Source organism: Streptomyces sp. 1222.5, assembly GCF_900105245.1.
In the GTDB taxonomy this organism is placed as follows: Bacteria; Actinomycetota; Actinomycetes; order Streptomycetales; family Streptomycetaceae; genus Streptomyces; species Streptomyces albidocamelliae.
In genome coordinates, this window is record NZ_FNSZ01000001.1 from 7,448,280 (window position 1) to 7,473,623 (window position 25,344).

The following is a 25,344-nucleotide window of genomic DNA, read 5'->3' on the forward strand; positions in this document are numbered from 1 at the left end:
CTCAGCGCATCACAGGCGCCGCGGTACGCGGGGCCTACCGAAAGCTGCCGTCCGTCTGGGGCGACGCGGGGGATCGTCTCAGACGGGCGGTGCGGCGCGCCGGTCCTCGGCCCGTTCTCCGCCCGTCCCGGTCCGCTGCTGTCGCAGACCCGCCGGTCCCTTCCTACAGTGGGCTCGGGTGCCGAGCCGAGGAGGCGGGTGGGTCATGGAGCAGGACCAGCAGATCCTGAACAGGATCACGGAGATGGTCGAGGACGAACGCAGGCTCAGGGAGGCGCTCGCCTCGGGCGGGATCGACACGTCCACCGAGCAGCAGCGGCTGGGCCGGCTGGAGCAGGAACTCGACCGGTGCTGGGACCTGTTGCGCCAGCGCCGGGCCAAGGCCGAGTTCGGCGGGAACCCCGACGACGCGGAGGTGCGGCCCTCCTCCCAGGTCGAGGGCTACCAGGGCTGAAGCCGCCCGGACCGTGGCGCGGTCCGCCCCGCTCGGTCCAGCAGGTCCAGCACCGGCAGCAGCGCGTCGGGCCGGTGGGCCACCGGCAGGTGGTCCACGAAGTGCACGCGACAGCCGAGCGCGGCCGCGCCGCCGTCGGCCTCCCTGCTGTCGCCGACCATCACCACCTGCCGGGGATCGACGCCCAGCGCCTCGCAGGCGACCGAGAACAGCCGCGGATCCGGCTTCTGCACCCCGTGCTCGTACGACAGGACGTACGCGTCGACGTACGGGTCGAGCCCGTGCTCGCGGAACACCGGGCGGAGGTCCCAGCCGATGTTGCTGACCACGCCCACGCCGACACCGCGCTCGCGCAGCGCACGCAGCACCTTTCCGGCGTCCGGGTAGGCAGACCAGGCGGCGGGGGACATGTGCCGCTCGTACAGGGCGTCGTGCAGGCCCGGGTCGGGCAGCGCGACCCGGCGGGACAGTCCCGTGTAGGCGGCCCGGTGCAGTTCCGCGCTCTCGTCCCGGACCGCCCACAGGCCGGCCAGGTCCGCCGGCAGCTCCACCGGCATCGCCCCGCCCGGCAGGGCGCCGGCCGCCTCCAGCGCGCGTGCGACCTCGGCCAGTTCGGGGCCGGACAGGGTGGCTCCGCGCTCGTCCAGCACCGCACGCAGCCAGGACTCGGTGGACTCGACACGGAAGAGCGTCCCGGAGAAGTCGAACAGCACGGCAGCCATGCGCCGGACTCTACCCGGGCCGGCGCCCGGCCCCCGGGCGCCGGCCGGGGAGCTCCGCGCGGCCGGATCGCGGCCACTCGTGGCCCACCACGGCCAGAGCCGCGATCAGCGCCCCCAGCAGCCAGCCGCCCAGTACGTCCGAGGGCCAGTGCACCCCGAGCCACACGCGCGTCACTCCCACGCCCACGACCGAGACCAGCGCCGCCGCCACGGCCGTACGCCACAGGACGCGACCCGCGCCGCGACGGTGCAGCAGCCACAGCAGGAGGCCGCAGACCACGGTGGCCGTCATGGCGTGGCCGGACGGGAAGGCCGAGTAGTGGGCCGAGTCCACCGGGTCCGGCCAGACCGGGCGCGGCCGGTCGACGGCAGCCTTCACCGACTGCTGCACGAGTGTCGCCGCCGCCACGCCGGCCGCCAGCCACAGCGCCGACCACCAGGCCGCCCGCCGCCACACCAGCCACACCGCCGCGGCAGCGGCGACCAGACGCATGGTCAGCGGATCCCACACCCAGTCCGTGAGCACCCGGAAGGCGCGGGTGAGGCCGGTGTCGCCGACCGCCCAGCGGTGGGTGGTCCGGGAGACGTCCCCGTCCACGGTGAGCAGCGGGTGCCATCCGACGACGACGAGGACGAGCAGCAGCACGGCACAGGCACCGAGAACGGCGGCCAGGAGGGCCGCGCCGCGCAGGGCACGGGGCGGGGAGACGGCGGGCCGTTGTCGCATCCCGCGATCTTCGCCGACCGGATGCCCGCGGGGCCAGCGCGGGGCGGCGTCCGGCGGTGGCGGGCCGCGGTGCGGGCGGGGCGGGCTCCGCCCGCAGCTGTGCCCGCACGCCGGACGCGGGCTCAGCCCAGCGCGCGCAGCCCCGGGACCAGGGCCACCAGCACCGGGATCACCGGTACCAGGGCGGCGGCCGCCGTCAGGCGCAGGCGGCGCAGCACGGGCAGGCGGTCGGGCGGGGTCAGGAGGCGGTGCACGCGCTGCGGCACATGCGCCTGCGGGGCGGGGGAGGGGCCGAACACCCCGCGTTCCTCGTTGAGTTCGACGAGTGCCAGCGCGGTGGTCAGCCGGCCGACCCGCCGAGAGGCCATGTCGTCGGCGGCCAGCTCGACCAGCCGGTGCATCTCGTCACAGAACCCGGCGAACACCGGGACCTGCGGGAAACCGCCGGCCAGCGCGGCCGAGCAGTGCAGCAGCCAGTCGTGCCGGGCCTGCGCGTGCCCCTCCTCGTGGGCGACGAGCGCGTCGAGCTGACGCCCCTTCAAGCGGCGCAGTGCGGCGGTGGTGACGACCAGTCGAGGTGCCGTCCCGGGCAGCCACCAGGCGTCCGCGCGCTCGCCCTCCAGCACCACCAGCCGGTCGGCCGCCTGTTCCTCGCCCGGCAACAGCGGTGCGCGCACGAGGAGTTCGGCTTGCCGATCACGCCGGCGCGCCCGGGCCCCCACGACCTCGCGCACCAGCATCGCCAGACTCCACAGGCCGGCCGAGGCGAGGATCACGGCGGTGGGCGCCGCCCAGGGGCCGGCCGTGCCGAGGGCGTACGCGTCCACGACCGCGCGCGGAGCCGTGCCGAAGACGTGCCCGCGCACCGCCTGCCAGGCCGCCGCCGCACTGAGCGTCATCGACAGGGCGCAGCACAGCAGTACGGCCGCCACGACGCACTGCCACACCCAGAGGGCGAGGACCGGTTCACGGTCCGGCCAGTCGGCCCTGGCGAGCAGCCGCGGGGCGACGACGGCGGTCAGGGCGCCGAGCAGCAGCAGGGTCACGGGGACCATCATGGTCAGCACCCTATGAGCGCGAAGGGGTGCAGGGGTACGGTCCACGGCGCCAAGTGACGCAGGCAACGCGCCCTACCCCGGCGGGCGCCGTCACATGGTCAGCAGCATCGCGACCATACCGATCCCCATGGACAGCCGGCACGCCCGGGCGAGCTCCGGACGGTCGCCCCAGCGCGCGGCCACCACGCCGGTCCCGGCCCCGGTGCTGCCGGCCGGCACCAGCCGGGCGCCCGAGAGCAGCACGAAGGCGGTGAAGTACAGCAGGAGGCCGCCGGTCAGCAGGGGCACCCCCGCGCCGCCGCGCGCGTGGTGGGCGGCGGCCGGCGCCGCCGCCATCGTCACCGCCATGTAGACCATGGCCCCCGCGCCCACCAGGTGGTGCAGGTGGTGCGTGCTCCTGCGCGCGGCCCACAGGGCGCGCAGGGCCGCCGCGCCGAACACCGCCGCGTACACCGGCCACGCCCACACCGGAGGGGTGAACGCCGCCGCCGGTACGGCCATCACGGCCATGCCGAAGCCCATCAGCGCCTCACCGCCCGCGGCGCGGCGCTGCTCCTCGACTCCGCTGCGCATGCGCAGCAGGCAGTAGGCCCCGGTGGCCGTACACAGGGCGACCAGCAACCAGGCCGCCGACACCGGTCCGTGCACGCGCGCCTCCCCCGCTCGACGTTCGGTCCAGGGATGCGATGCCCACGGGGCGCGGAGCGCACGCGAGCGCAAGGATGTACACGGGGAGCATTCGCCGGAGCACGCCTGGTGAGCGTGGCGGGTGGGAAAATCTTTTACGAGTAAAACACATGCTAAATTGAATGGATGAGCAGCGCGACCACCCCCCGCCGTCTTCCCCTCGCCGGAGTCCTGCGGCTCGGCAGGCCCTCCGACATCTGGTTCAAGCCCGCGCTGAGCGTGGTTGCCGCGGTCGCCCCGCCCAACCTGATCCTGCTGGGCCTCGGCCGTCTCGACCTGGCCATGTACACGATGGCCGGATCGCTCTGCGCCCTCTACGGCCACGGCCGTCCCTACGCCGCCCGTGCCCGCACACTGGCCTGGGTCGTGCTCGGCATGGTCGGCGGCCTCGCCCTGTCCCTGCTCGCGGCGTCCCTGACCTCCGACGCCGTCGTCCTCGTCACGGTCGGCGCGCTCATGGCCGCCGCGCAGAAGACCGCGTGCGACGCCACCCGCGTCGGCCCGCCCGGCAACGTGGTCCTGACCTTCATCAGCTCCGCCTCCCTGTTCGTGCCGCAGACCCCCGGCCAGGTGCCCGCGCACATCGGGCTGGCCCTGGCCGCGGGCGCCTGGGCGTGGCTGGTCGGCATGGCGCCCGGACTGCTCCGCCCGCACGGCCCCGAGCGCCGCGCCACCGCGACCGCCCTGAACGCCGCCGCCGCGTACGCCGACACCCACGGCACCGCCGACGGCCACGCCCGGGCCCGCGCCGCGAGCGCCGCCGCCATCCACGCCGCCTGGCAGTCGCTGCTCGCCACCGGTGCCCGCCCCGACCCCACCAGGCGCGCCCTCGAACAGCTCCTCGTCCGCGCCGAGGTCGCCCTCGCCGCCCCCGCCGACGCCGACCCCGCGCGACTGCGTGCCTGGGCCCGCGGCCTGCGCGGCACCGGACGGATCCCGCGTATCGCCGCCTCGCGCGGCGCCGCGGACGAACTTCTCGGCGTGGCAGCCGAAGCCGCCCACCCTCCGCGCCCGTCGCGGCAGCGCCTCGCGCCCTTCGCCCCGATCGCCGCCCGCACCGCGGTCGGCTGCGCGCTGGCCGGCTACGCCTCCCTCGCGCTGGGCGTCGGCCGCCCCTACTGGGCGCTGGTCACCGCGGCCTCCCTCTACCAGGCCAACGTCAGCCTCACCTGGAACCGGGGCATCCAGCGCGTCGTCGGCAATCTCGTCGGGGTCCTCTTCTTCGCCGTCCTCGCCCCGCTCGCCCATCTCCACCCGGCAGCGCTGGTCGTGTGCTGCCTCGCCCTCAACTTCGGCGCGGAGGCGCTGATCGGCCGCAACTACTGGCTCGGCACCGTCTGCGTCACGCCGATGGCCCTGCTCATCACCGAGTTCGCCCGCGTCCAGAACCCGGGACAGCTGATCACCGAGCGGGTCGCCGACACCCTCGTCGGCGCGCTGGTCGGCTTCGTCGCGGCCGTGGCGGTCACCAATCGCCGGGCGGGCGACCGCCTGGAACAGGCCCTGACCGCGGCGGAACGCGCCCGTGAGAGCGCCGCCCGCCTGCTCGCCGAGCCGCGCCCGGCACCGCGCGCCCTGGAGTCCGCCCGCCGCACCCTCGCCGCCGCCCTGGTCGACCTGCGCGCCGCGGCCGACGCGGCCGCCGGCGAGTGGTGGCAACGCGCCCTCCCTGAGGACCGCGTCGTACTCACCGAGCAGGCCGGACACCGTACGCTCGCCGCGACGGTACGGGCTCGGGGCCGCGCACCGCAGGACCACGACCCCGGCAGGACGACGGAGGACACACGGCCATGACGGCGACGAACGGCGAACCGGCGGCCGGGGCCGACGTGACGAACGACCGGCGGGCGCCGGACCAGGGCGCGACCGGCGCCGCCGGGAACGACACGGTCGCCGCCGTCGTCCGGCAGTGGCGGACGGTGCACCCCGAACTGGACACCGGGCCCATGGAGGTCATCGGCCGGATCAACCGCTGCGCCGCCCTGCTCCAGCAGGCCGAGGACGCTCCGCTGCGCCGGGCCGGTCTCAGCCGCCCCGAGTTCGACCTGCTCGGCGCTCTGCGGCGCACGGGTCACGAGCTGACCCCCGGGGACGTCGCCCGGGAGACCTTCTCGTCCGGGGCGGCCGTCACCAAGCGGCTCAAACAGCTGACGGAGCGCGGGCTGGTCGATCGGCGCGTGGACGCCCGCGACCGCCGCGTCGCCCACGTACGGCTCACCGACGCCGGCCGCGACCTGGTGGACGGCATCCTGCCCGAGCAACTCGCCTACGAGACGGCCGTACTCTCCGTCCTCGCCCCCGAGGGCCAGGGCGAACTGGCCGGGCTCCTCGCCGAGCTGCTGAGCCGCCTGGAGGGCCTTTCGGGAGCACTGCGCGCGTAGCGGCTCCCGGCAGCCCGGGGACCGCTCGACGGCTCACCCCTCGTCGGGCGCCCGGTACACCCCGAACGCCGCGCCCTGCGGGTCCCGCAGCACCGCGATGCGCCGGCCGTTCGGCATCGATGCGGGAGCCACGGTCACGGCACCGTCCGCGCGTGCCGTGACCTCCGCCGCCGCGTCCACGTCGTCCACCGCGAAGTACGGCAGCCAGTGCGCCGGCACCTCGGGCGGGAACCGGTCGCCCATGTCGAGCATGCCGCCGAAGTCCTTCCCGTCGACGCCCCACTGCGTGTACCACTGCGAGGCGTTGACGCTCCAGTCGAACACCGAGGTGTAGAAGTCCCGCGCCCGCTCGGTCTCCCGCGTCGCCAGCTCCACCCAGCCGAGCGTGCCGGGCGCGTTGAACAGCCCGGCTCCCGGGAAGGACCGCGCCTGCCACAGCTGGAAGGCCGCGCCCGTCGGGTCGGCTGCCACCGCGAACCGGCCCACGTCGAACACGTCCATCGGGCCGAGGAGCACCGTGCCGCCGGCCTCCTCCACGCGGCGTCCCGCCGCGTCGGCGTCGGTCACGGCGAACGACACGTTCCACGCCACGGGCTGGGACTCCTGGTACAGGGGGCTGAGGGCGGCCACCGCCGCGTCCCCCAGGTGCGCCACCGTGTACCCGCCCGCCTCCTGGCGCGGGTCGGTCTCCGGCCGCCACCCGAACAGCTCGGCGTAGAACCGCTTCGCCCCCTCCAGGTCGCTCGTCCCCAGCTCGGTCCAGCAGGGACCGCCGGTCACCGGCTTGTCGATCTTCATGGCGGTTCCTTCCGGCCGGGCGGGCCCGCCGCGGGGGAGCGGCGGAACGCCCCGGCTGCTCGGAGATCGACCAGCTCCTGCGCGGGCCGCGACCCGCGCAGGAGCCCTCGTTCCGCACGCTAGACCCCGCTTCCGGCGCAGGCCATCCGGGACCGCCGGGGGACGCGCCGGGCACCGCCGGCCCGGCCTAGATCCCCGGCCGATAGCGCAGCGGATGGTCCGCCGGGATCTGCACCAGCACGATCCGGGTGCCGTCCGGGTCGGCGATCCACATCTCGACCAGTCCCCACGGCTCCTTCACCGGTGGCCGCACGATGTCGACGCCCTTCGCCCGCAGCTCGGCGTGCGCGCTCCCGACGTCCTCGACCTGCATCCACAGCGCGACGGCGGGCGAGGGCGGGGTGTCGGAGCGGCCGGAGACCTCGAGGAAGCCGCCGCCCAGGAAGTAGACGGTCCCGCGCTCGGGCCCCGTACCGAACTCCCGGTAGACGGACAGCCCCAGTTGCTCGCCGTAGAAGACGCGGGAACGTTCGGGGTCGGTGGGCCGCAGAAGTGTCCGGCCACTGAGTACATGCACCATGCATGCGGAGCCTAGTGGCAGGGTTACCCTCATCCCTGGCTCAGCACGCCCGAGATCGGAGACCGCCCATGGACACCCCCGCCGCCGGACTCGCCTTCCGCGACGCCACCGACGCCGACGTCGACGCGCTGGTCGCGCTGATCGAGTCCGCGTACCGCGGGGACGCCAGCCGGGCCGGCTGGACCACCGAGGCGGACATCCTCAAGGGGCAGCGGACCGACCCCGAGGGCGTGCTGGCGGTCATCAAGTCGCCCGACAGCCGGCTGCTGACCGTCGAGCAGGACGACCGGGTCGTCGCCTGCTGCCAGCTCGAACACCGCGGCGACCACGCGTACTTCGGCATGTTCGCGGTCAGCCCCACCCTCCAGGGCGCGGGTCTCGGAAAGATCGTCATGGCCGAGGCCGAGCGCTGGTCCCGGGCGACCTGGGGCGTCACCGAGATGCACATGACGGTGATCTCCGTGCGCGAGGACCTGATCGCCTGGTACGAGCGCCGCGGCTACCGCCGTACGGGACAGATGTCCCCGTTCCCGTACGGCGACGAGCGCTTCGGCATCCCGCAGCGTGACGACCTGCGCTTCGAGCTGCTGGTCAAGGCGCTGGTGTGACGTTCATGCGGAGGGCCGGGCGCCGGGTCACGCCGTGAAGCGGCCCGTGCGCTTGATCTCCGGATAGTCGGTCGTCGCGCCGTCCAGCTCCAGCGCGCGCACGAGCCGCAGATGCTCCTGGGTGTTGACCACCCAGCCGATGATCCTCAGCCCGGACTCGCGCGCGTGCTCGACGACCTCCAGGGTCAGCCGGCGGATGTTGAGGCAGACGGCCCCGGCGCCCACGGCGACGGCACGGTCCACCACATCGGGGCCGTACCGGCTGGCGACCAGCGCGGTGCGCACGCCCGGTACCAGGTCGGCGATCTCGGCGACCGCGTCGTCGTGGAACGACGACACCTCCACCCGCCCGACCAGGTCGCGCCGGTGCATCACCTCGGCCAGCGCCCGCGCCGCGGCCACGTCCTTGATCTCGGCCTGCAGGGGCACGCTCACCGCGTCCAGCACTTCCTCGAACACCGGCACCCGCTCCCCCCGGCCCGCGTCCAGGGCGCGCAGCTCCGCGAGGGTCTTCTCGGCGATCGGCCCGGTGCCGTCGGTCGTGCGGTCCACCTCCGCGTCGTGCATGACGACGAGGGCGCCGTCCTTGCTCAGATGCAGATCCAGTTCGATGAGATCGAGGCCGGCGTGCTGCGCGGCGACGAAGGAACGAAGGGTGTTCTCGGGCTCGACACCCATGACCCCGCGGTGACCGATGGTAAGGAAGTTCAAGGTTCGACTCGCTTCCGTCGACGGCGGCTCGGCACGCGCGGAAGGGGCGGACGCCGTCGTCCGCGCGGGCAAGGCCGCAGCCTAGTCGCCGGGACCCGTGATGAACCCGCACGTGCGAGGGGGATCGGGGCGCGTCGCGGGCGCCGACTGGCCGGTATTGGTTTCCGCCTCACCCGGGGGTGGGCGAGTCCTCCATCCCCTTGACTGTCCGGTTCAACCCGTTCACACCTGTTATGTCGGACATGTGAATACGACGAAAGTGAGTGTGGTCACGGTTTACGGCAGGAAAAACATCGGTGACCAACGGGTTGGGCAGAATAATTTCCCGAGCAGCCTCTTGCTGAGAGAAACGGGGTATGCATACGGTGTCCATACGCGAGGTTCTCCCGTGGAGGATGGGACATGACGGAAATTCTTGTGCAGTCGGGTGTGGAGGGACAGCTTTCTCCGCTGACCAGGGTCGTTGAGCAGCCGGCCTGGCCCGTGCTCAAGGATGCCGTGGAGCAGATCCGGCCATGGCAGTCGAAGGACGGATCGATCGACTTCGAGGCCGAGGGCGCCCCGCGGCGCGCCGACGCCGTGGCGGCCGTCGAGCGTGTCGCCGACGCGGTCGAGCAGCTCTCCCCGCTGGTCCCGCACGACGCGGCGTACCACGAGGCGCTGGTGAAGGATCTGCGCCGCTGGGCCGAGGGCGGCTTCGAGGTGCCGGACTTCCTGGACTCCCTGCTGGCCTTCCAGCCCGCCGCGGACCGCCGGGACGGCCTGCAGCACCTGGTCGTCTTCCCGATGTACACGCAGAACGGCAACCTCGACCGCAACCTGGAGGCGGTCGTGCTGCGCATGGTCTGGCCCGAGTGGCTGGCCGAGCTGGAGCGCACGCGCTACGACAACCCGCTGTTCTGCGGCATCACGTTCGAGGACTTCACCGCGGGCTACGACACCAACTCCGCCGTCCTCTTCCCGGAGACGATCGCCGTGCGCGAGGCGCCGGAACGATTCTCCTGGGGTGGCATCTTCTGCGACCGCGAGGCCGCGCGCTTCCGCCGCGTGACCGACGCCGCCGTCGACATCCTGGGCCTCACGCTGCCCGAGGACATCGCCGCGATGGTGCACGACCAGAAGCGCTGCGAAGACGCCTTCGTGCTCTGGGACATGGTCCACGACCGCACCCACAGCCACGGCGACCTGCCGTTCGACCCGTTCATGATCAAGCAGCGCCAGCCGTTCTGGATGTACGGCCTGGAGGAGCTGCGCTGCGACCTCACCGCCTTCAAGGAGGCCGTGAAGCTCGAGGCGGACGGCGTCCCGCAGGCCCGTGACGTGCAGTACGCCGTGCTCTTCGACCGCATGTTCCGCTTCCCGGTCACCGGCGACCGCAACCGCAACTACGACGGCCTCGGCGGTCAGCTGCTCTTCGCCTACCTGCACAAGCACGACGTCGTCCGCTGGACCGACAACAAGCTCGCCATCGACTGGGAGCGCGCCCCGCAGGTCACCAACCAGCTGTGCGCCGAGATCGAGAAGCTCTACAAGGACGGCATCGACCGCCCGAAGCTCGTGCACTGGTTCGCCGGCTACGAGCTCGTCTCCACCTACCTCGCCCCGCACCCCGGCTCCAAGTGGGCCAAGGGCCCCGACGCCCTGGACCTGGACCAGCCGCCGCGCAAGCTCGTGGACGATGTGCTTCCGGACGAGTTTCCGCTGAGCATGTTCTATGAGGCCCTGTCCAAGAAGCTGAAGAACGTGATCGCCTCCACCAAGGGCATCACGGCGGACAGCGCCGAGCGGCTCGCCGCGTGAGCGACCGCGTCCAGAACACTGCTGCTTCAGAGGGGAACATCATGGGGAACGGGGCGAACGGGGCACTGAGCGGTCGGGTCATCGCGGTCGCCGGTGCGGGCGGACCCGCCGGGCGCGCGGCCCTGCTGCGGCTGGCCGAGGCCGGGGCGACCGTCGTCGGCGCGGACAACGACCCGCAGCGGCTGTCGGAGGCCGTGGACGCGGCCCGGTACGCCTCCGGTGGCGCCACCGTCACCGGCGACACGGTCGACCTGCTCGACCTGCAGTCCACCCGGGACTGGGCCGCCCACATCGAGAAGGACTTCGGGCGGGTCGACGGTCTCGTCCACCTGGTCGGCGGCTGGCGCGGCAGCGAGACCTTCACGAAGACCAGCCTCGACGACTGGGACTTCCTGGAGCTCCTGCTGGTCAAGACCGTCCAGCACACCTCGCTCGCCTTCCACGAGGCGCTGCAGCGCAGCGACCGCGGCCGCTACGTCCTGATCAGCGCGGCCGGCGCCTCGAAGCCCACCGCCGGCAACGCCGCCTATTCCGCGGCCAAGGCCGCCGCCGAGGCGTGGACGCTGGCCATGGCCGACTTCTTCCGCAAGGCGGGGGGCGGCGAGGAGCTGACGTCGGCGGCTACGATCCTGGTGGTGAAGGCGCTGGTGCACGACGCCATGCGCGCCGAACGCCCCAACGCGAAGTTCGCGGGCTTCACGGACGTCACCGACCTGGCCGAGGCCATCGAGGGCGTCTGGAGCAAGACCGCCGCCGAAGTGAACGGAAACCGTCTGTGGCTGACCGAGAAGCCGTGAACCCTCCCAGGACCGACGCGCGTCGCCATCACGACCCGGAGGTCCGCGGTTTCGCCAGTGACAACTACGCCGGGGCGCATCCGGAGGTGATGGTCGCCCTGGCGCTGGCGAACGGCGGCCATCAGGTCGCGTACGGCGAGGACGACTACACCGAGAACCTGCAGCGGATCGTCCGTAGCCACTTCGGGTCCACCGCGGAGGCCTTCCCGGTCTTCAACGGCACCGGCGCGAACGTCGTCGCGCTCCAGGCGGTCACCGACCGCTGGGGCGCGGTGATCTGCGCCGAGAGCGCGCACATCAACGTGGACGAGGGCGGTGCCCCCGAGCGCATGGGCGGCCTGAAGCTGCTCACCGTGCCCACGCCCGACGGCAAGCTCACGCCCGAGCTGATCGACAGGCAGGCCTGGGGCTGGGAGGACGAGCACCGGGCCATGCCCCAGGTCGTCTCGATCACCCAGAGCACCGAGCTCGGCACGCTGTACACCCCGGAGGAGATCCGGGCGATCTGCGAGCACGCCCACGCGCACGGCATGAAGGTGCACCTGGACGGCTCCCGGATAGCCAACGCCGCCGCTTCCCTGGACGTCCCCATGCGGACGTTCACCAACGCGGTCGGCGTGGACATCCTCTCCCTGGGCGGGACGAAGAACGGCGCGCTGTTCGGCGAGGCCGTCGTGGTCATCAACCAGGACGCGGTGCGGCAGATGAAGCACCTGCGCAAGATGTCGATGCAGCTCGCCTCCAAGATGCGGTTCGTCTCGGTGCAGCTGGAGGCGCTGCTCGCCAAGGACCTGTGGCTGCGCAACGCCCGGCACGCCAACGAGATGGCCCAGCGGCTCGCCGAGGGCGTCCGCGCGGTGCACGGCGTGGAGATCCTGTACCCGGTGCAGGCCAACGGCGTCTTCGCCAAGCTCCCGCACGACGTGAGCGAGCGGCTGCAGAAGCGGTTCCGCTTCTACTTCTGGGACGAGAACGCCGGCGTGGTGCGCTGGATGTGCTCCTTCGACACCTCGGAGGAGGACGTCGACACGTTCGTGGCGGCACTCAAGGAGGAGATGGCGCGCTAGTCACGCGTGGACAGTCCCAAAAATTGCATAGATATGCGGTCGCCTGAAAAGTCATTGACGGTCGGGTGGCCGCATTTCTATGCTCCGCGGGTATGGAGCTGATCCAGAACACCGCCGACCTGTCTGCCTACTTGGCCGACGACGAGGTCATCGACCATCATCATCCCGCGGTCCGGGAGACGGCCGCCCGGCTCGCAGGCGACGCCGCCGACTCGTATGACTATGCACGCGCGGCCTATGAGTTCGTCCGGGACTCCGTACCGCACTCCCATGACTCCGGTGATCTCCGCGTCACCTGGCGCGCCTCCGACGTGCTCGGACTGCGTACCGGCATCTGCTACGCGAAGGCCCACGCGCTGGCGGCCCTGCTGCGGGCCGAGGACATCCCGACGGCACTCTGCTACCAGCGCCTGACCGACGGGGAGGGCGGCCAAGCGGTGCACGGCCTGGTCGCCGTCCGCTTCCACGGCGCCTGGCACCGGCAGGACCCGCGCGGCAACAAGCCGGGCGTGGACGCGCGGTTCTCCCTGAACGGCGAACGGCTGGCCTGGGTCCCCGACCCGGCGTCCGGCGAGGCGGACTATCCGGGCCTGTACGCCGCACCGCATCCGGCCGTGCTCGGCGCGCTCAGGGCCGCTCCCGACCGGCCGTTCCTGTGGAAGACACTGCCGGACGCCCTGTGAAGGCGGCGGACGGTCGCGCGGCGGCGCGGACGGCGAACCGGACGAGGGGCGGGGGAGGTGCGGCCGCCGGAAGACGGCCGGTGGGAAGAGATCGGTGCGCGGAGGTCAGTGGGCCTCTGCGGCGCGCAGCTGCTCCGCGGTCGGCGCGGCGCCACCGAGGTGGGCGGGCAGCCACCAGGTGTCCTCCGCGTCCTTCGGACGGCCGGGGTAGGCGCGCTGCGCGGCCTCCAGCAGCTCCTGGACCCGCTCGCGCAGCCGGCGGGTGATCGCGCCGGCGTACTGGTCGCGGGGCGCCTCGACCGGCTCGCCCACCCGGACGGTGACGGGCAGATGGTCGCGCTTGAAATTGCGGGGGTGCCCCTTCGTCCACAGTCGCTGGGTGCCCCACACCGCCATCGGGATCAGCGGGACGCCCGCATCCTGGGCGAGGCGGGCCGCGCCGGACTTGAAGCTCTTCAGTGTGAACGACTGCGAGATCGTGGCCTCCGGGAACACCCCGATGATCTCGCCGGACCGCAGCGAGTCCAGTGCGTGCGTGTAGGCGGCCTCGCCCTGGTTGCGGTCCACCGGGATGTGCTTCATGCCGCGCATCAGGGGACCGGACACCTTGTGGCGGAAGACGGCCTCCTTCGCCATGAAGCGCACCAGTCGCTTCTGCGGAAGGGCCGCCAGACCGTTGAAGATGAAGTCCAGGTAGCTGATGTGATTGCTCACCAGGACGGCGCCGCCCGTGCGCGGGATGTTCTCCGACCCCTGGCAGTCGATCTTCAGATCCCAGACCTTGAACAACGTCTTCGCGAATCCGATGACGGGACGGTAGACCAGCTCTGCCATGGGCGGGGTGGACCCTTTCTGCTCTGCTCGGGAAAGGGAGGGCTCCCGGCGGGAAAGTTACGCAGCCGTAGGTTTACGGCGTCTCGCAGATCGTGCCCGAAGAACGGACGGGTAGCCAGTCCTGGTGCCCCGCGTCGGCGAGATCCTCGTCACGTCGGCCGTGTTCCGCCGAATGTCCGTCACTCCACCCGTACCATGGCCCTCTTGAGGAGCAGGAACATCTCGCATCCCAGGCAGTACCCGAAGGCCGCGTTGAGGAATGCGGCGGCGAGCGCGGCCCCCGTCGCGGCCAGTCCGAGCCACTGCGGCCCCAGCACGAAGCCGACGAGGCCCAGCCCGGCGAACACCAGCCCCACCGTCTGCGCGAAGCGCGGCGGCTCCGGCGCCTCGAACTCCGTGGGCGGCCCGAGCCGTGGACGTACGGCCGTCCGGAACACCCAGCCGTACGGCGACCGGGCGACGCCCCTGGCCGCCCCCAGCGCGAACGCCAGGGTCTGCCAGCCCAGGATCCAGACGTTCTGTGTGACGAGCGCCGCCGCCAGCACGACCGTCGTCACGGCCGCTCCGAAGCGCGGCCCCCTCACATCGATGTCCATGAATCAAGCATTCCGCAACGGCACGTCGTGCGGGGGGCGGGAATCTTTGCAGTCTCGTGAAGGGTTGTGCGCATGATGACCGGACTGGTGGTGTGCGTGGCGGTGCTCCTGGCGACGACCGCCTTCGGAGTGCTGCACGGGCGGCGGAGCGGGAGGGTGCGGGTGCGAGGGCGGGACGACGGCAAGCGGCTGGGAGCGGCCGAGCTGGGCGGCGAACTGGGGGAGCGGGCCACGCTGGTCCAGTTCTCCAGCGCCTTCTGCGCGCCCTGCCGGGCGACCCGGCGCATTCTCGGCGAGGTCGCCGGCATGGTCCCGGGCGTCACCCACCTCGAGATCGACGCCGAGGACCGGCTGGCCCTCGTACGCGAACTGGAGATCCTCAAGACGCCCACCGTCCTGGTCCTGGACGCCGAGGGCCGGGTGGTGCGGCGCGCCACCGGGCAGCCCCGCAAGGCCGACGTCATCGCGGCCCTGGGCGAGGCCGTGTGAGAGCGTGCGGCGCCTTCCAGATCGCGGAACGAACTTGACTGTGCATGCCACCCGTAGTCAGCCTGGGCCTGTGCCGACCGAACTCCTTCTCTTCGGGCGGGTCCACGTCGACCTGGCCCGCACCGCCAGCGCGCGCTGTCCGGGCTGTTGAGCAGCCACGGACCCAGCCACCCCGCGCAGAAGGACAATTCCATGACGGCCACGCCCGACCTCGGCACCTTCCAGCTCGCCTCGCCCGACCTGCTCCGCTCCACCTTCCGCCGGCACGCCGCCGGTGTCGCGGTGATCACCGCGAGCGGCGCGGCCGGCCCGGTCGGCTTCACCGCCACCTCGCTCACCTCCGTCTCCGCGGAGCCGCCGCTGGTCTCCTTCGGCATCGGTACGGGTGCCTCCAGCTGGCCCGCGGTGGCCGCGAGCGAGCACATCGGCGTCCACATACTCGGTGAGCACCAGAGCGAACTGGCGGCGACCTTCGCCCGCAGCGGTGCCGACCGCTTCGGCGCCCCCACCGCCTGGCGGGAGGGCCCGGAGGGCGTACCCGTGCTGGACGACGTGCTCGCCTGGCTGGTCTGCCGGATCGTCGCCCGGGTCCCGGCCGGCGATCACCGGATCGTGCTCGCCGAGGTGCTCGGGGGCGATCCCTCGGGCGCCGGGCGCCCCCTCCTCTATCACCACGGCCGCTTCAACGGCCTGCGGGATTGATCACGCCCGGCTCTCCTGCGAGGACGTCGAATTCCGGTTACGCTGCGTTGCGAAGGTCACAGTTCAAAGCGCTTGCTTAGCGGGCATGAACTGGGTGTACTGACGAGTAATATTTCGGTCGGAGCGCGCGGACGCCCCGACCGGGATCGGCCGCTTGAGGCGCCTATGCTGCCTCCAAGAGGCAGCCCGGAAATGTCGAAGTAGTAGGAGAGCCGGCGTGAGCTTGAGGATCGTTGTCACTGTGAAGTACGTGCCCGACGCCACTGGCGACCGGCACTTCGCCGATGACCTGACCGTCGACCGCGACGACGTCGACGGTCTGCTCTCCGAGCTGGACGAGTACGCGGTCGAGCAGGCCCTGCAGATCGCGGAGAACGCGGACGACGCCGAGGTCACCGTCCTGACGGTCGGCCCCGAGGACGCCAAGGACGCGCTTCGCAAGGCTCTCTCCATGGGTGCCGACAAGGCCATCCACGTGGAGGACGACGACCTGCACGGCACCGACGCCATCGGTACCTCTCTCGTGCTGGCCAAGGCCATCGAGAAGGCCGGCTTCGACCTGGTCGTCTCCGGCATGGCCTCCACCGACGGCACCATGGGCATCGTCCCCGCGCTGGTGGCCGAGCGCCTGGGCGTCCCGCAGGTCTCCCTGCTCTCCGAGGTCTCCGTCGAGGACGGCACGGTCAAGGGCCGCCGGGACGGCGACGCCGCCTCCGAGCAGCTCGAGGCGCAGCTCCCGGCCGTCGTCTCCGTCACGGACCAGTCGGGCGAGGCGCGTTACCCGTCCTTCAAGGGCATCATGGCGGCCAAGAAGAAGCCGGTCGAGTCCTGGGACCTGTCCGACCTGGACATCGAGGCCGAGGAGGTCGGCCTCGACGGCGCGTACACCAAGGTCGAGGCCGCGAACGAGCGTCCGGCCCGCACGGCCGGCACCATCGTCAAGGACGAGGGCGAGGGCGGCAAGCAGCTCGCTGAGTTCCTCGCGGGCCAGAAGTTCATCTAAGGGCCCGCGCCCGCCGACCGCCCCTCAACTTCGTTTCGCAGGAGAGCAATCCCATGGCTGAAGTCCTCGTCTACGTCGACCACGTGGACGGTGCCGTCCGCAAGCCCACCCTGGAGCTGCTGACCCTGGCCCGCCGCCTCGGCGAGCCCGTCGCCGTGGCCCTCGGCAACGGCGCCGCCGACACCGCCGCCACGCTCGCCGAGCACGGCGCGGTGAAGGTCCTCACCGACGACGCGTCCGAGTACGCCGACTACCTGGTCGTGCCGAAGGTGGACGCCCTCCAGGCCGCCCACGAGGCCGTCTCCCCGGCCGCCGTGCTGGTCCCGTCCTCCGCCGAGGGCAAGGAGATCGCCGCCCGCCTGGCGCTGCGCATCGGCTCGGGCATCATCACCGACGCCATCGACGTCGAGGCCGGCGACGAGGGCCCGGTGGCCACCCAGTCGGTGTTCGCCGCGTCCTTCTCCACCAAGTCCCGTGTCGTCAAGGGCACCCCGGTCATCACGGTCAAGCCCAACAGCGCCGCCGTCGAGGCCGCCCCGGCCGCCGGCGCGGTCGAGGCCCTCTCGGTGTCCTTCTCCGCCCAGGCCACCGGCACCAAGGTCACCGGCCGCACGCCGCGTGAGTCGACGGGCCGCCCGGAGCTGACCGAGGCCGCGATCGTGGTCTCGGGTGGCCGTGGCGTCAACGGCGCGGAGAACTTCTCGATCATCGAGGCGCTCGCCGACTCCCTCGGCGCGGCCGTCGGTGCCTCGCGTGCCGCGGTGGACGCCGGCTGGTACCCGCACACCAACCAGGTCGGCCAGACCGGCAAGTCGGTCTCGCCGCAGCTGTACATCGCCAACGGCATCTCCGGCGCGATCCAGCACCGTGCCGGTATGCAGACCTCCAAGACGATCGTGGCCGTCAACAAGGACGCCGAGGCCCCGATCTTCGAGCTGGTCGACTTCGGCGTGGTCGGCGACCTCTTCGACGTCGTCCCGCAGCTGACCGAGGAGATCAAGACCCGCAAGGGCTGAGATCTCCCAGGGCACGTCCGAGGCCCCGGTGACCGACGCGGTCACCGGGGCCTCGGTGCATCCTGGAGGCGGGCGGGCGCGGGCGACCAAGGTCCGGACGGGGTGTTGACCAGGGAGAACCACCCGGATAACTTCATTCTACGGATTGTTGATTCCGTAGAGCGGAAAAATGGAGGGTGTGGGATGGGTCAGCAGGAGAAGGTGGCGACGAGCCTCGCGGGTGCCGTCAGCGAGGAGATCAGCGCCTCCCTCGCACCGGTCGACGCGGAGCTGGAGCGCCGCTACCCCGGGGACCCCGGCACCCGGCAGCCCGTCCACACCGTCTACGTCCCCGGCGACGCCTTCGCCGCCGACACCCTCCGCTCCTGGGGCGACCGCGCCCTCGCGGCCCTCGACGAACACGCCCCCGACGCCGCCTCCTTCGCGGCCGTCCTGGGACTCGCCGACGACCTCGCCGAGCCGGTGTACTCCCGCGTCCGCGCCAAGCTGGAGCGCGAGCCGGTGGAAGACCTGCGCGTCGACTTCGAGGACGGCTACGGCCCCCGCCCCGACGCCGAGGAGGACGAGGCGGCGGCCCGCGCGGCCCGCCTGATCGCCGAGGCGTACGAGAAGGGCACCGCGGCGCCGTACATGGGCATCCGCATGAAGTGCATGGAAGCCGCCGTGCGCGACCGGGGCATCCGCACCCTGGACGTCTTCCTCACCGGCCTGATGGAGGCCGGCGGCCTGCCCGAGGGCCTGGTCCTCACGCTGCCCAAGGTCACCTACCCCGAGCAGGTCGACGCCTTCGCCCGCCTCCTGGCGGCCTTCGAGAAGACGCACGGCCTGGACGCCGGCCGCCTGGGCTTCGAGATCCAGATCGAGACCAGCCAGTCCATCCTCGCCACCGACGGCACCGCGACCGTCGCCCGCATGATCCAGGCCGCCGGGGGCCGCGCCACCGGCCTGCACTACGGCACCTTCGACTACAGCGCCTGCCTCGGCGTGTCCGCCGCCTACCAGGCCAGTGACCACCCGGCCGCCGACCACGCCAAGGCGGTCATGCAGGTCGCGGCGGCGGGCACCGGCGTCCGTGTGTCCGACGGCTCGACGAACGTCCTGCCCGTGGGCCCGACCGCGAAGGTGCACGACGCCTGGCGCCTGCACTACGGTCTCACCCGCCGCGCCCTCGCCCGCGCCTACTACCAGGGCTGGGACATGCACCCGGGCCACATCCCCACCCGCTACGCGGCCGTCTTCGCCTTCTACCGCGAGGGCTTCGAGCAGGCGGCGGCCCGCCTCGCCCGCTATGCCGACCGGGCCGGCGGGGACGTCATGGACGAGCCCGCCACCGCCAAGGCCCTCGGTGGCTACCTGCTGCGCGGACTGGACTGCGGCGCCCTCGACATCGCCGAGGTCGCCCGCCTCACCGGCCTGACCCGCGCCGACCTGGAAGGCTTCGCCGCACCCCGGCGCGGTGACCTGACGGCCTCGGGGAAGTAACCGGACCGCTCGCGTTCCCGGCCCCACCGCCCCCCAGCAGGGCGGCGGGGCCGGGCGCGTCCTCGGCCGTCGGATCCACGAGATCGACGACGGGACGGTCAGGGCAGGGGAGCCGAGGGCCATGCATCGGCGCCGGGACTCCCGGGCGGCCGGCCGTGGGCGTACGTCTCCAGTCCCGACTCCGTCACCCAGCCCTGCTCGGCGAACAGCCGCGTGCCCCGCGCGCACAGCCCGGCGTCGCCGCGCGCCCGGGCGCTGAACTCCTCCGGCGTCACCCCGAACAGCGCTCGCAACGGCGCGGAGCGCCTGAGCAGTTCGGTGAGCAGGGCACGCTGGCCGGGATGCCGGCGCGGTGCCCGGCCGCCGTTGCGCAGCACCCCGTGCCGGTTGACGTAGGAGTACACCCCGGGCAGCACCTGCCCGTCGGCGACCTCGACCCGTACGCCCGACGCGGGCAGCCAGGCCCGCCAGAAGTTCCCCCCGGTCAGCGGCACGCCCTCGCTGGCGTCGATCACGTCGAGCTGCCGGCGGTCGAGCCAGATGACGAACAACTCGCGTACGGCGCCCGGCGACACGACCGGGGAGGCGGAGACGTACCCCATGCGGCTGACGTGCGCGGAGACGCCCACGTCGACGCCGGTCACCCGGGCCCGGACCATCGGCACGGGGGAGTCGATCCCGAACTCCGCCATCTTGTGCCGCAGTTGGGCCGGGGAGGCGTTGGAGCCGACGGCGAGGACCGGCGCCCGGTCCTCGTACACCGGGCGTTCCAGCGGCAGCATCCGGTCGCCGTGCAGCACACCGGAGTCGGCGGGCCAGGCCCCGGGGTACGTCAGCGGATGCTCCCGGGGCACCTCGGCGAGGCCGAGTTCCCGGAGCGTGCGGCCGGACACGAGCGGCTCAGTCGGCCGGCGGCAGCTCGCCCGAGCCGCGGGCGATCAGCCGGGTGGGCAGCTCGATCCGCTCCGGTGCGACGAGCGTGCCGTCCAGTTGCCGGAACAGGCGCTCGGCGGCGGTCCGGCCGAGCGCGGCCGAGTCCTGCGCGACGACCGTGACCCCCGGCTGGAGCAGCTCGGCCAGCTCGATGTCGTCGAAGCCGACCAGGGCGACCTGGCGGGACCGCTCGGCGAGGACCCGGATCACGGTGACCGTCACCCGGTTGTTGCCGGTGAAGATCGCGGTCACGGCGTCGGGAGCCGACAGCATCTCCTCGGCGGCCCGGCGCACCCGCTCCGGACTCGTCGTGCCGAGGGACATCCAGCGGTCGTCGACCGGTATCCCCGCGTCCTCCATGGCGGCCCGGTAGCCGCGCAGGCGCTCGGCCGCGGTGTGGATGCGGGGCATGTCGCCGATGAACCCGATCCGCCGGTGCCCGTGCCCGATCAGATGGGCCACGCCGTCGCGGGCACCGCCGAAGTTGTCGGACAGGACCACGTCGGCGTCGATCCGGCCGGCCGGGCGGTCCACGAAGACGGTCGCCACGCCCGCCCTGATCTCCGGCTCCAGGTAGCGGTGGTCGTCCCCGGCCGGGATCACCACCAGGCCGTCCACCCGCCGCGCGCACAGGGCCAGTGCCAGCTCCTGCTCGCGCTCCGGGTCCTCGGCGCTGGAGCCGTTGATCAGCAGGGCGCCATGGGCCCGGGCCACTTCCTCCACGGCGCGGCTGAGCGGGCCGTAGAACGGGTCCGCGAGGTCCTCCAGGACCAGGCCGATGCTCGCGGTACGGCCCTTGCGCAGCACCCGGGCGCTGTCGTTGCGGCGGAAGCCGAGCGCCTCGATCGCCTCCTGCACCCGGCGCTCGGTGTCCGGGGTGACCCCCGGCTCACCGTTGACCACCCGGGAGACCGTCTTCAGCCCGACCCCGGCCCGTGCCGCCACGTCCTTCATGGTCGGGCGGTTGCCGTAGCGCGTGCCGGTTAGGCGGTCTGCGCGGCGGGTGATCTCTGGCACGATGCGCTGTCCTGTCCTGTCGTCCGTCTGGTCCAGCGGCCCCGCGGGGGCCTCCGTACCTCTTTCCCACGGGGGTGGTGCGCGGATCCATGGGCTTGTATGAGGATGTGGCGTCGAGCATAGAGCCTGGACAACGTTGTCAGATGCGCGAGAGACTGTCCACCGCTGTCCCCGGCCTGCGCCCTACCGCTTGACCGGCCTGCGTTTTCCTGGTTCTTCAAGCTTCAACGGGGAGATTCGACTCTGATGCACACCGACCTCGTGGCGGCCCTGGACATCGGCGGCACCAAGATCGCCGGCGCGCTGGTGGACGGCGACGGACGGATCCTGGCCCGGGCGCAGCGCGCCACGCCCGCCCAGCAGAGTGGCGAAACGGTCATGCGGGCGGTCGAGGAAGTGCTCCTCGACCTCGGCGGCTCGCCCCTGTGGGGACGCGCCGGCTCGATCGGCATCGGCAGCGCGGGCCCGGTGGACGCCTCGGCGGGCACGGTCAGCCCGGTGAACGTACCCGGCTGGCGGGATTTCCCGCTGGTCGAGCGGGTGCGCGCGGCCGCCGGCAACCTGCCGGTCGAGCTGATCGGCGACGGCGTCGCGATCACGGCCGCCGAGCACTGGCAGGGCGCCGCCCGCGGCCACGACAACGCGCTGTGCATGGTGGTCTCCACCGGTGTCGGCGGCGGCCTCGTGCTGAACGGGCAGCTGCATCCCGGCCCGACCGGCAACGCCGGGCACATCGGCCACATCAGCGTCGACCTCGACGGCGATCCCTGCCCCTGCGGTGCCCGTGGCTGTGTGGAGCGCATCGCCAGCGGCCCGAACATCGCCCGCCGCGCGCTGGAACAGGGCTGGCGTCCGGGTCCCGACGGCGACACCTCGGCCGCCGCGGTGGCCGCCGCCGCCCGCGCGGGCGATCCGGTCGCCGTGGCTTCCTTCGAGCGGGCCGCGCGGGGGCTGGCCGCGGGCATCGCGGCCACCGCGACCCTGGTCGAGATCGACATCGCGGTGATCGGCGGAGGCGTCGGCAAGGCCGGCGACATCCTCTTCACCCCCCTGCGCAAGGCGCTCACCGACTACGCGACCCTGTCCTTCGTGCAGCGGCTGACGGTCGTGCCCGCGCAGATGGGCACCGACGCGGGCCTGGTCGGCGCCGCCGCGGCCGCGCTGGCCCGCAGGCCGGACGCGACCGCGGCGAGCGTCTGAGGACTCCGCGGCCCGCGTCCGGGGCTCGGTGGCCGCGTCCACGGCTCAGCAGCTCAGGCGTGCGTCCGCCCAGTCCGCGTGGTCCGAGTCGACGCCGTCCCCGCCGTCGGTGACGACCAGGCGGACCACCTCGGCGCCGGTCACGTCGGCGGTGACCGGCCGGGCGGGCAGCGCGTTGGTCAGCACGCCGGTCGAGGCGGCCTTCTTCCCGTCCGCCCAGATCTCGAAGGCGACGGTGCCGGCCGTGCCCTTCTCGTCGTCCACGCCGACGTCCGCGGTGACCTTCTCGCAGGCCTTGCCGGTGTAGAAGGAGACGTCGCTCAGGGCGTGCACGCCGAGCCCCTTGGCATAGGCGGTTCCGCCGACGGTGATCGGGTGGCCGTCGCCCGCCGCGCTCTCCCCGTTGCTGGTGTCGCGCTCCACCGGTCCCCAGCCGCTGCTCGCCGACAGCCACGGCAGGTCGCTGAGGTACGACGTCCCGGAGGGCGGCGGCAGCACGACGGACGCGGTCAGCGGGAGGGTGGCGGTGACCCGCTGCCCGGAGGGTGAGCGGTAACTCGTCCGCAGGGTGAGCTCGTAGGCGCCCGTCGGTGTCCCGGCCGGTGCGGTGACGCGCCACCCGGTGCGCAGGGACCTGCCGGTGGCGAGAGCCGCGGCCGTGGTCGCCGACGTGGCGTGCACGCTCCAGCCGTCGGGGCCGGTCAGCGAGACGGACACCCGGCGGGCGGGTGTACGGCCCAGATCGGTGACGGTGCTCGTCAGGGTCGCCGGGGTGCCCGCCTCCAGCAGGGTGCTCCCGTCCACCCCGAGTTCGGTGGCCGGCGGGTGGTCGGCCCAGTGAGGGTCGGCCGAGACACGGAGCAGGACCGTGCCGTGGGCCGGGACGGTGGCGGCGATGGTCCCGGCCGTGTTGTAGGCGCGGTGCTGCCACAGGTCGCGCAGCGTGTAGGCGTCGGCGTCCGGCAGGCCCACGGCGCTCGCGGTGGTCGCGATCCGCTGGGCGCTCGCGGACTCGTTGAACAGGGCCACCGCGCGGCTGCCGTCCGCCATCTCCCTGGCGACCACCCAGCGCCCGCCGGTGGAGGTGACGACCGTGCCCTGCTTGCCGAGCGGGTCCTGGTCGACGGCGATGACCTCCTTGTTGTCCAGGATGTCGAAGGTCGCCTCGGAAGCCCTGCGCAGGTCGGTGCCGATGAGCAGCGGCGCGGCCATGACCGACCAGAGGGAGAAGTGCGAACGGTACTCGGTGTCCGTCATGCCGCCGTTGCCGACCTCCAGCATGTCCGGGTCGTTCCAGTGTCCGGGGCCGGCGTACGGCGCGAGCGGCAGGTTCTGCTTGACGATCGACAGCATCGAGCTCCAGCTGTCGCTGATGTCACCGGTGGTCCGCCACAGCTGGCCGACGTCCCCGGCCCACTCCCAGGGCTTGTTCTCGCCCCACTCGCAGATGCTGTAGACGATGGGGCGGCCGGTCGCTCTCAGCGCGTCGCGCATGGTCCGGTAGCGCTGCCTGGCGTCGACGCCCTGGTTGTTGCAGTTGTCGTACTTGAGGTAGTCCACGCCCCAGTCGGCGAACTGCCGGGCGTCGCTGAACTCGTGGCCGAGGGCGCCGGGGAAGCCGACGCTGTCGCAGGTCTTGGTGCCGGCACTGGTGTAGATGCCGAGTTTCAGCCCCTTGGCGTGGACGTAGTCGGCGACGGCCCCGATGCCGTGGGGGAAGCGAGCGGGGTCGGGCACCAGCTCGCCCTGCGCGTCACGTCGGGGCAGCGCCCAGCAGTCGTCCAGGTTGACGTACCGGTAGCCGGCGTCCTTCAGGCCCTTCTCCACGAAGAGGTCCGCGATGCCCTTCACCATGGCCTCGTCGAAGTCGGCACGGCAGTGGGTGGAGTTCCAGTTGTTGAAGCCCATCGGGGGCGTCGGGGCGAGGCCGTCGGCCGGGGCCGGTGCGGTGGGTGTCCGGTCTGGGGCGGCCACAGCGGGGGCGGCGAGGCCGGCCACGCACAGCAGCCCCGCGGTGAGTGCTCCGACCACTCGTCGGCGGGTTGTGCGGGTGTGAGGGTGACGCATCTTCGACGCTCCTCCGACTCGCGAAAGGGTGGATGACGGCATGCGGGCAGTGGGCGGCATGTACGCGTCATCAGGGTGCGCGTTTACGGTAGGACGTGTCGGAGTGTGTTGGAAGGGGTGCGTCAGAAGTGCTCGAAAGGCCGTCAATCAACCGTCCCGGCAGCCGAGTTCGCCGCGCGGCCGAGGCTACGCGTTCGAATGTGTTGGCCTTCCAGGCACTCCAAGCAGAACTCCGCGACGCCTTAACATGGGCGAGCACCTGGCCCCGGGTCCACGAGGCGACGCCCCGACGGGCCCCGCAGGTCGGCGGCGGACAGCCCGGCCGCCGCCCGGACGAGGCGGTCGCCGGACCGTTCGACGTCCTCGAGGAGGGCGTCGTCGGGCGTGCGGAACACTGTGGAACCGCTCATGGTCACTCCAGGGCTGAGCGGGACAGGGCCGCGTCAGGGCTCACCGGAACTCGTGGACGACCTCGATGCGGCCGACGATGTGGGCGTTGAACTCGTCCAGTTCCCCGGCGGGCACCCACAGTTCGAGAATCGTCCGGCCGCCGGCCTGCTGGACCGGGTAGCGGCGGAGGAACTCGGTGTCGACCTCGAAGCGGGTCACGAAGCCGGCGCCGTCGTGCTTGACGTTCCAGTCCCGGGCGATCCGGATCGCGTAGTCCTCGTTGAGGACCGGGTAGAAGATCGGCTGCTCGGGGAGCCGGGGCGGCCATGCGCGCCATTCGAGCTCACGGACCAGCTCCAGCTCCACGGGACCCGTGGGTCGCCAGAGGGTGGTGGTGGGGCGGGGGCCTGTCATGGCGGTGACTTCTCTTTTCAGTGCGGTGAACGGGACACGGGTCCACCGGACGATACCGGGGGCGTGATCGTCGCGGCCACGACGTTTTCGGCGCCGTGGCGTGATTCGCCGTCTTCGTGACCCTGCAG

General features: G+C 72.5%; 27 protein-coding genes. 14 read left to right on the forward strand and 13 right to left on the reverse strand.

Annotated features, from left to right (window positions below):
* Positions 1–205: 205 nt before the first annotated feature.
* Positions 206–454, forward strand: a complete 249-nt coding sequence (locus BLW57_RS33765; protein WP_093479503.1) for a DUF2630 family protein — start codon at positions 206–208, stop codon at positions 452–454.
* Here the strand turns inward: BLW57_RS33765 and BLW57_RS33770 are convergent.
* From BLW57_RS33770 to BLW57_RS33785, 4 genes are all read right to left on the reverse strand, one after another.
* Positions 442–1,176 carry an HAD family hydrolase gene (locus BLW57_RS33770; protein ID WP_093479504.1) on the reverse strand — a complete coding sequence of 245 codons (735 nt, stop codon included), beginning with the start codon at positions 1,174–1,176 and terminating at the stop codon, positions 442–444. The two genes, BLW57_RS33765 and BLW57_RS33770, sit on opposite strands and share 13 nt — an antisense overlap.
* A gap of 10 nt (positions 1,177–1,186) precedes the next feature.
* Entirely contained in the window at positions 1,187–1,903 is a 717-nt protein-coding gene (locus BLW57_RS33775; RefSeq protein ID WP_176985826.1) for a phosphatase PAP2 family protein, read from the reverse strand.
* Positions 1,904–2,025: 122 nt separating this feature from the next.
* Complete coding sequence (locus tag BLW57_RS33780) at positions 2,026–2,961, reverse strand: M56 family metallopeptidase (protein WP_093481023.1); 936 nt, start codon at positions 2,959–2,961, stop codon at positions 2,026–2,028.
* Positions 2,962–3,051: 90 nt separating this feature from the next.
* Positions 3,052–3,609: a DUF5134 domain-containing protein gene (locus BLW57_RS33785; RefSeq protein ID WP_093479505.1), complete on the reverse strand. Its 558-nt coding sequence runs from the start codon at positions 3,607–3,609 to the stop codon at positions 3,052–3,054.
* 165 nt (positions 3,610–3,774) lie between these two features.
* On the opposite strand from BLW57_RS33785, the gene BLW57_RS33790 reads away from it, so the two are divergent.
* Together BLW57_RS33790 and BLW57_RS33795 are read left to right on the forward strand one after the other, a co-directional pair.
* Complete coding sequence (locus BLW57_RS33790) at positions 3,775–5,442, forward strand: FUSC family protein (RefSeq protein WP_093479506.1); 1,668 nt, start codon at positions 3,775–3,777, stop codon at positions 5,440–5,442.
* A complete protein-coding gene (locus BLW57_RS33795; RefSeq protein WP_093479507.1) occupies positions 5,439–6,029 on the forward strand; it encodes a MarR family winged helix-turn-helix transcriptional regulator in 591 nt (196 codons plus the stop codon). Before BLW57_RS33790 ends, BLW57_RS33795 begins: the two co-directional genes overlap by 4 nt.
* Before the next feature lie 33 nt (positions 6,030–6,062).
* Here BLW57_RS33795 and BLW57_RS33800 read toward each other — a convergent pair whose 3' ends face one another.
* Positions 6,063–6,827, reverse strand: coding sequence for a VOC family protein (locus BLW57_RS33800; RefSeq protein ID WP_093479508.1), 765 nt, complete (start codon positions 6,825–6,827; stop codon positions 6,063–6,065).
* Positions 6,828–7,014: 187 nt separating this feature from the next.
* Entirely contained in the window at positions 7,015–7,407 is a 393-nt protein-coding gene (locus BLW57_RS33805) for a VOC family protein (protein ID WP_093479509.1), read from the reverse strand.
* 68 nt (positions 7,408–7,475) lie between these two features.
* Between BLW57_RS33805 and BLW57_RS33810 the strand changes: the two genes are divergently transcribed.
* Entirely contained in the window at positions 7,476–8,015 is a 540-nt protein-coding gene (locus BLW57_RS33810; protein ID WP_093479510.1) for a GNAT family N-acetyltransferase, read from the forward strand.
* A gap of 27 nt (positions 8,016–8,042) precedes the next feature.
* Here the strand turns inward: BLW57_RS33810 and BLW57_RS33815 are convergent, their stop codons facing one another.
* On the reverse strand, positions 8,043–8,726 hold the full coding sequence (locus tag BLW57_RS33815; protein WP_093479511.1) for a glycerophosphodiester phosphodiesterase: 684 nt from the start codon (positions 8,724–8,726) through the stop codon (positions 8,043–8,045).
* 402 nt (positions 8,727–9,128) lie between these two features.
* Here BLW57_RS33815 and BLW57_RS33820 point away from each other — a divergent pair, with 402 nt between their 5' ends.
* From BLW57_RS33820 to BLW57_RS33835, 4 genes are all read left to right on the forward strand, one after another.
* The gene (locus BLW57_RS33820; RefSeq protein ID WP_093479512.1) at positions 9,129–10,526 is read left to right on the forward strand and encodes a DUF6421 family protein; all 1,398 of its coding nucleotides are present in this window, start codon (positions 9,129–9,131) and stop codon (positions 10,524–10,526) included.
* 41 nt (positions 10,527–10,567) lie between these two features.
* On the forward strand, positions 10,568–11,323 hold the full coding sequence (locus BLW57_RS33825) for an SDR family NAD(P)-dependent oxidoreductase (RefSeq protein WP_093479513.1): 756 nt from the start codon (positions 10,568–10,570) through the stop codon (positions 11,321–11,323).
* On the forward strand, positions 11,320–12,390 hold the full coding sequence (locus BLW57_RS33830; protein WP_093479514.1) for a threonine aldolase family protein: 1,071 nt from the start codon (positions 11,320–11,322) through the stop codon (positions 12,388–12,390). The genes BLW57_RS33825 and BLW57_RS33830 overlap by 4 nt, the downstream gene beginning before the upstream one ends.
* Positions 12,391–12,482: 92 nt before the next feature.
* On the forward strand, positions 12,483–13,073 hold the full coding sequence (locus BLW57_RS33835; RefSeq protein WP_093479515.1) for a transglutaminase domain-containing protein: 591 nt from the start codon (positions 12,483–12,485) through the stop codon (positions 13,071–13,073).
* Between the two features lie 105 nt (positions 13,074–13,178).
* On the opposite strand, the gene BLW57_RS33840 is transcribed toward BLW57_RS33835, so the two are convergent.
* Positions 13,179–13,907 carry a lysophospholipid acyltransferase family protein gene (locus BLW57_RS33840; protein WP_093479516.1) on the reverse strand — a complete coding sequence of 243 codons (729 nt, stop codon included), beginning with the start codon at positions 13,905–13,907 and terminating at the stop codon, positions 13,179–13,181.
* A gap of 179 nt (positions 13,908–14,086) precedes the next feature.
* Positions 14,087–14,503 carry a DUF4395 domain-containing protein gene (locus tag BLW57_RS33845; RefSeq protein WP_093479517.1) on the reverse strand — a complete coding sequence of 139 codons (417 nt, stop codon included), beginning with the start codon at positions 14,501–14,503 and terminating at the stop codon, positions 14,087–14,089.
* 75 nt (positions 14,504–14,578) lie between these two features.
* Here BLW57_RS33845 and BLW57_RS33850 point away from each other — a divergent pair, with 75 nt between their 5' ends.
* The 5 genes from BLW57_RS33850 to BLW57_RS33870 all read left to right on the forward strand — a co-directional run bounded on the left by BLW57_RS33850 (position 14,579) and on the right by BLW57_RS33870 (position 19,195).
* Complete coding sequence (locus tag BLW57_RS33850; protein WP_093481024.1) at positions 14,579–14,992, forward strand: TlpA family protein disulfide reductase; 414 nt, start codon at positions 14,579–14,581, stop codon at positions 14,990–14,992.
* A gap of 192 nt (positions 14,993–15,184) precedes the next feature.
* Positions 15,185–15,694: a flavin reductase family protein gene (locus BLW57_RS33855; protein WP_093479518.1), complete on the forward strand. Its 510-nt coding sequence runs from the start codon at positions 15,185–15,187 to the stop codon at positions 15,692–15,694.
* Positions 15,695–15,911: 217 nt separating this feature from the next.
* Complete coding sequence (locus BLW57_RS33860) at positions 15,912–16,697, forward strand: electron transfer flavoprotein subunit beta/FixA family protein (RefSeq protein ID WP_073894819.1); 786 nt, start codon at positions 15,912–15,914, stop codon at positions 16,695–16,697.
* 53 nt (positions 16,698–16,750) lie between these two features.
* Entirely contained in the window at positions 16,751–17,713 is a 963-nt protein-coding gene (locus BLW57_RS33865; protein ID WP_093479519.1) for an electron transfer flavoprotein subunit alpha/FixB family protein, read from the forward strand.
* 183 nt (positions 17,714–17,896) lie between these two features.
* On the forward strand, positions 17,897–19,195 hold the full coding sequence (locus BLW57_RS33870; RefSeq protein WP_093479520.1) for a DUF6986 family protein: 1,299 nt from the start codon (positions 17,897–17,899) through the stop codon (positions 19,193–19,195).
* A gap of 98 nt (positions 19,196–19,293) precedes the next feature.
* On the opposite strand, the gene BLW57_RS33875 is transcribed toward BLW57_RS33870, so the two are convergent.
* Entirely contained in the window at positions 19,294–20,088 is a 795-nt protein-coding gene (locus BLW57_RS33875) for a hypothetical protein (protein ID WP_093479521.1), read from the reverse strand.
* A gap of 7 nt (positions 20,089–20,095) precedes the next feature.
* Entirely contained in the window at positions 20,096–21,145 is a 1,050-nt protein-coding gene (locus BLW57_RS33880; protein WP_093479522.1) for a LacI family DNA-binding transcriptional regulator, read from the reverse strand.
* A 246-nt stretch (positions 21,146–21,391) separates the two neighbouring features.
* On the opposite strand from BLW57_RS33880, the gene BLW57_RS33885 reads away from it, so the two are divergent.
* The gene (locus tag BLW57_RS33885) at positions 21,392–22,345 is read left to right on the forward strand and encodes an ROK family protein (protein ID WP_093479523.1); all 954 of its coding nucleotides are present in this window, start codon (positions 21,392–21,394) and stop codon (positions 22,343–22,345) included.
* Between the two features lie 45 nt (positions 22,346–22,390).
* Here the strand turns inward: BLW57_RS33885 and BLW57_RS33890 are convergent, their stop codons facing one another.
* Together BLW57_RS33890 and BLW57_RS33895 are read right to left on the reverse strand one after the other, a co-directional pair.
* On the reverse strand, positions 22,391–24,412 hold the full coding sequence (locus BLW57_RS33890; protein ID WP_176985827.1) for an NPCBM/NEW2 domain-containing protein: 2,022 nt from the start codon (positions 24,410–24,412) through the stop codon (positions 22,391–22,393).
* Between the two features lie 450 nt (positions 24,413–24,862).
* Positions 24,863–25,216 (reverse strand): hypothetical protein, encoded by a 354-nt coding sequence (locus BLW57_RS33895; protein ID WP_093479525.1) that lies wholly within the window; start codon positions 25,214–25,216, stop codon positions 24,863–24,865.
* Positions 25,217–25,344: the final 128 nt, after the last annotated feature.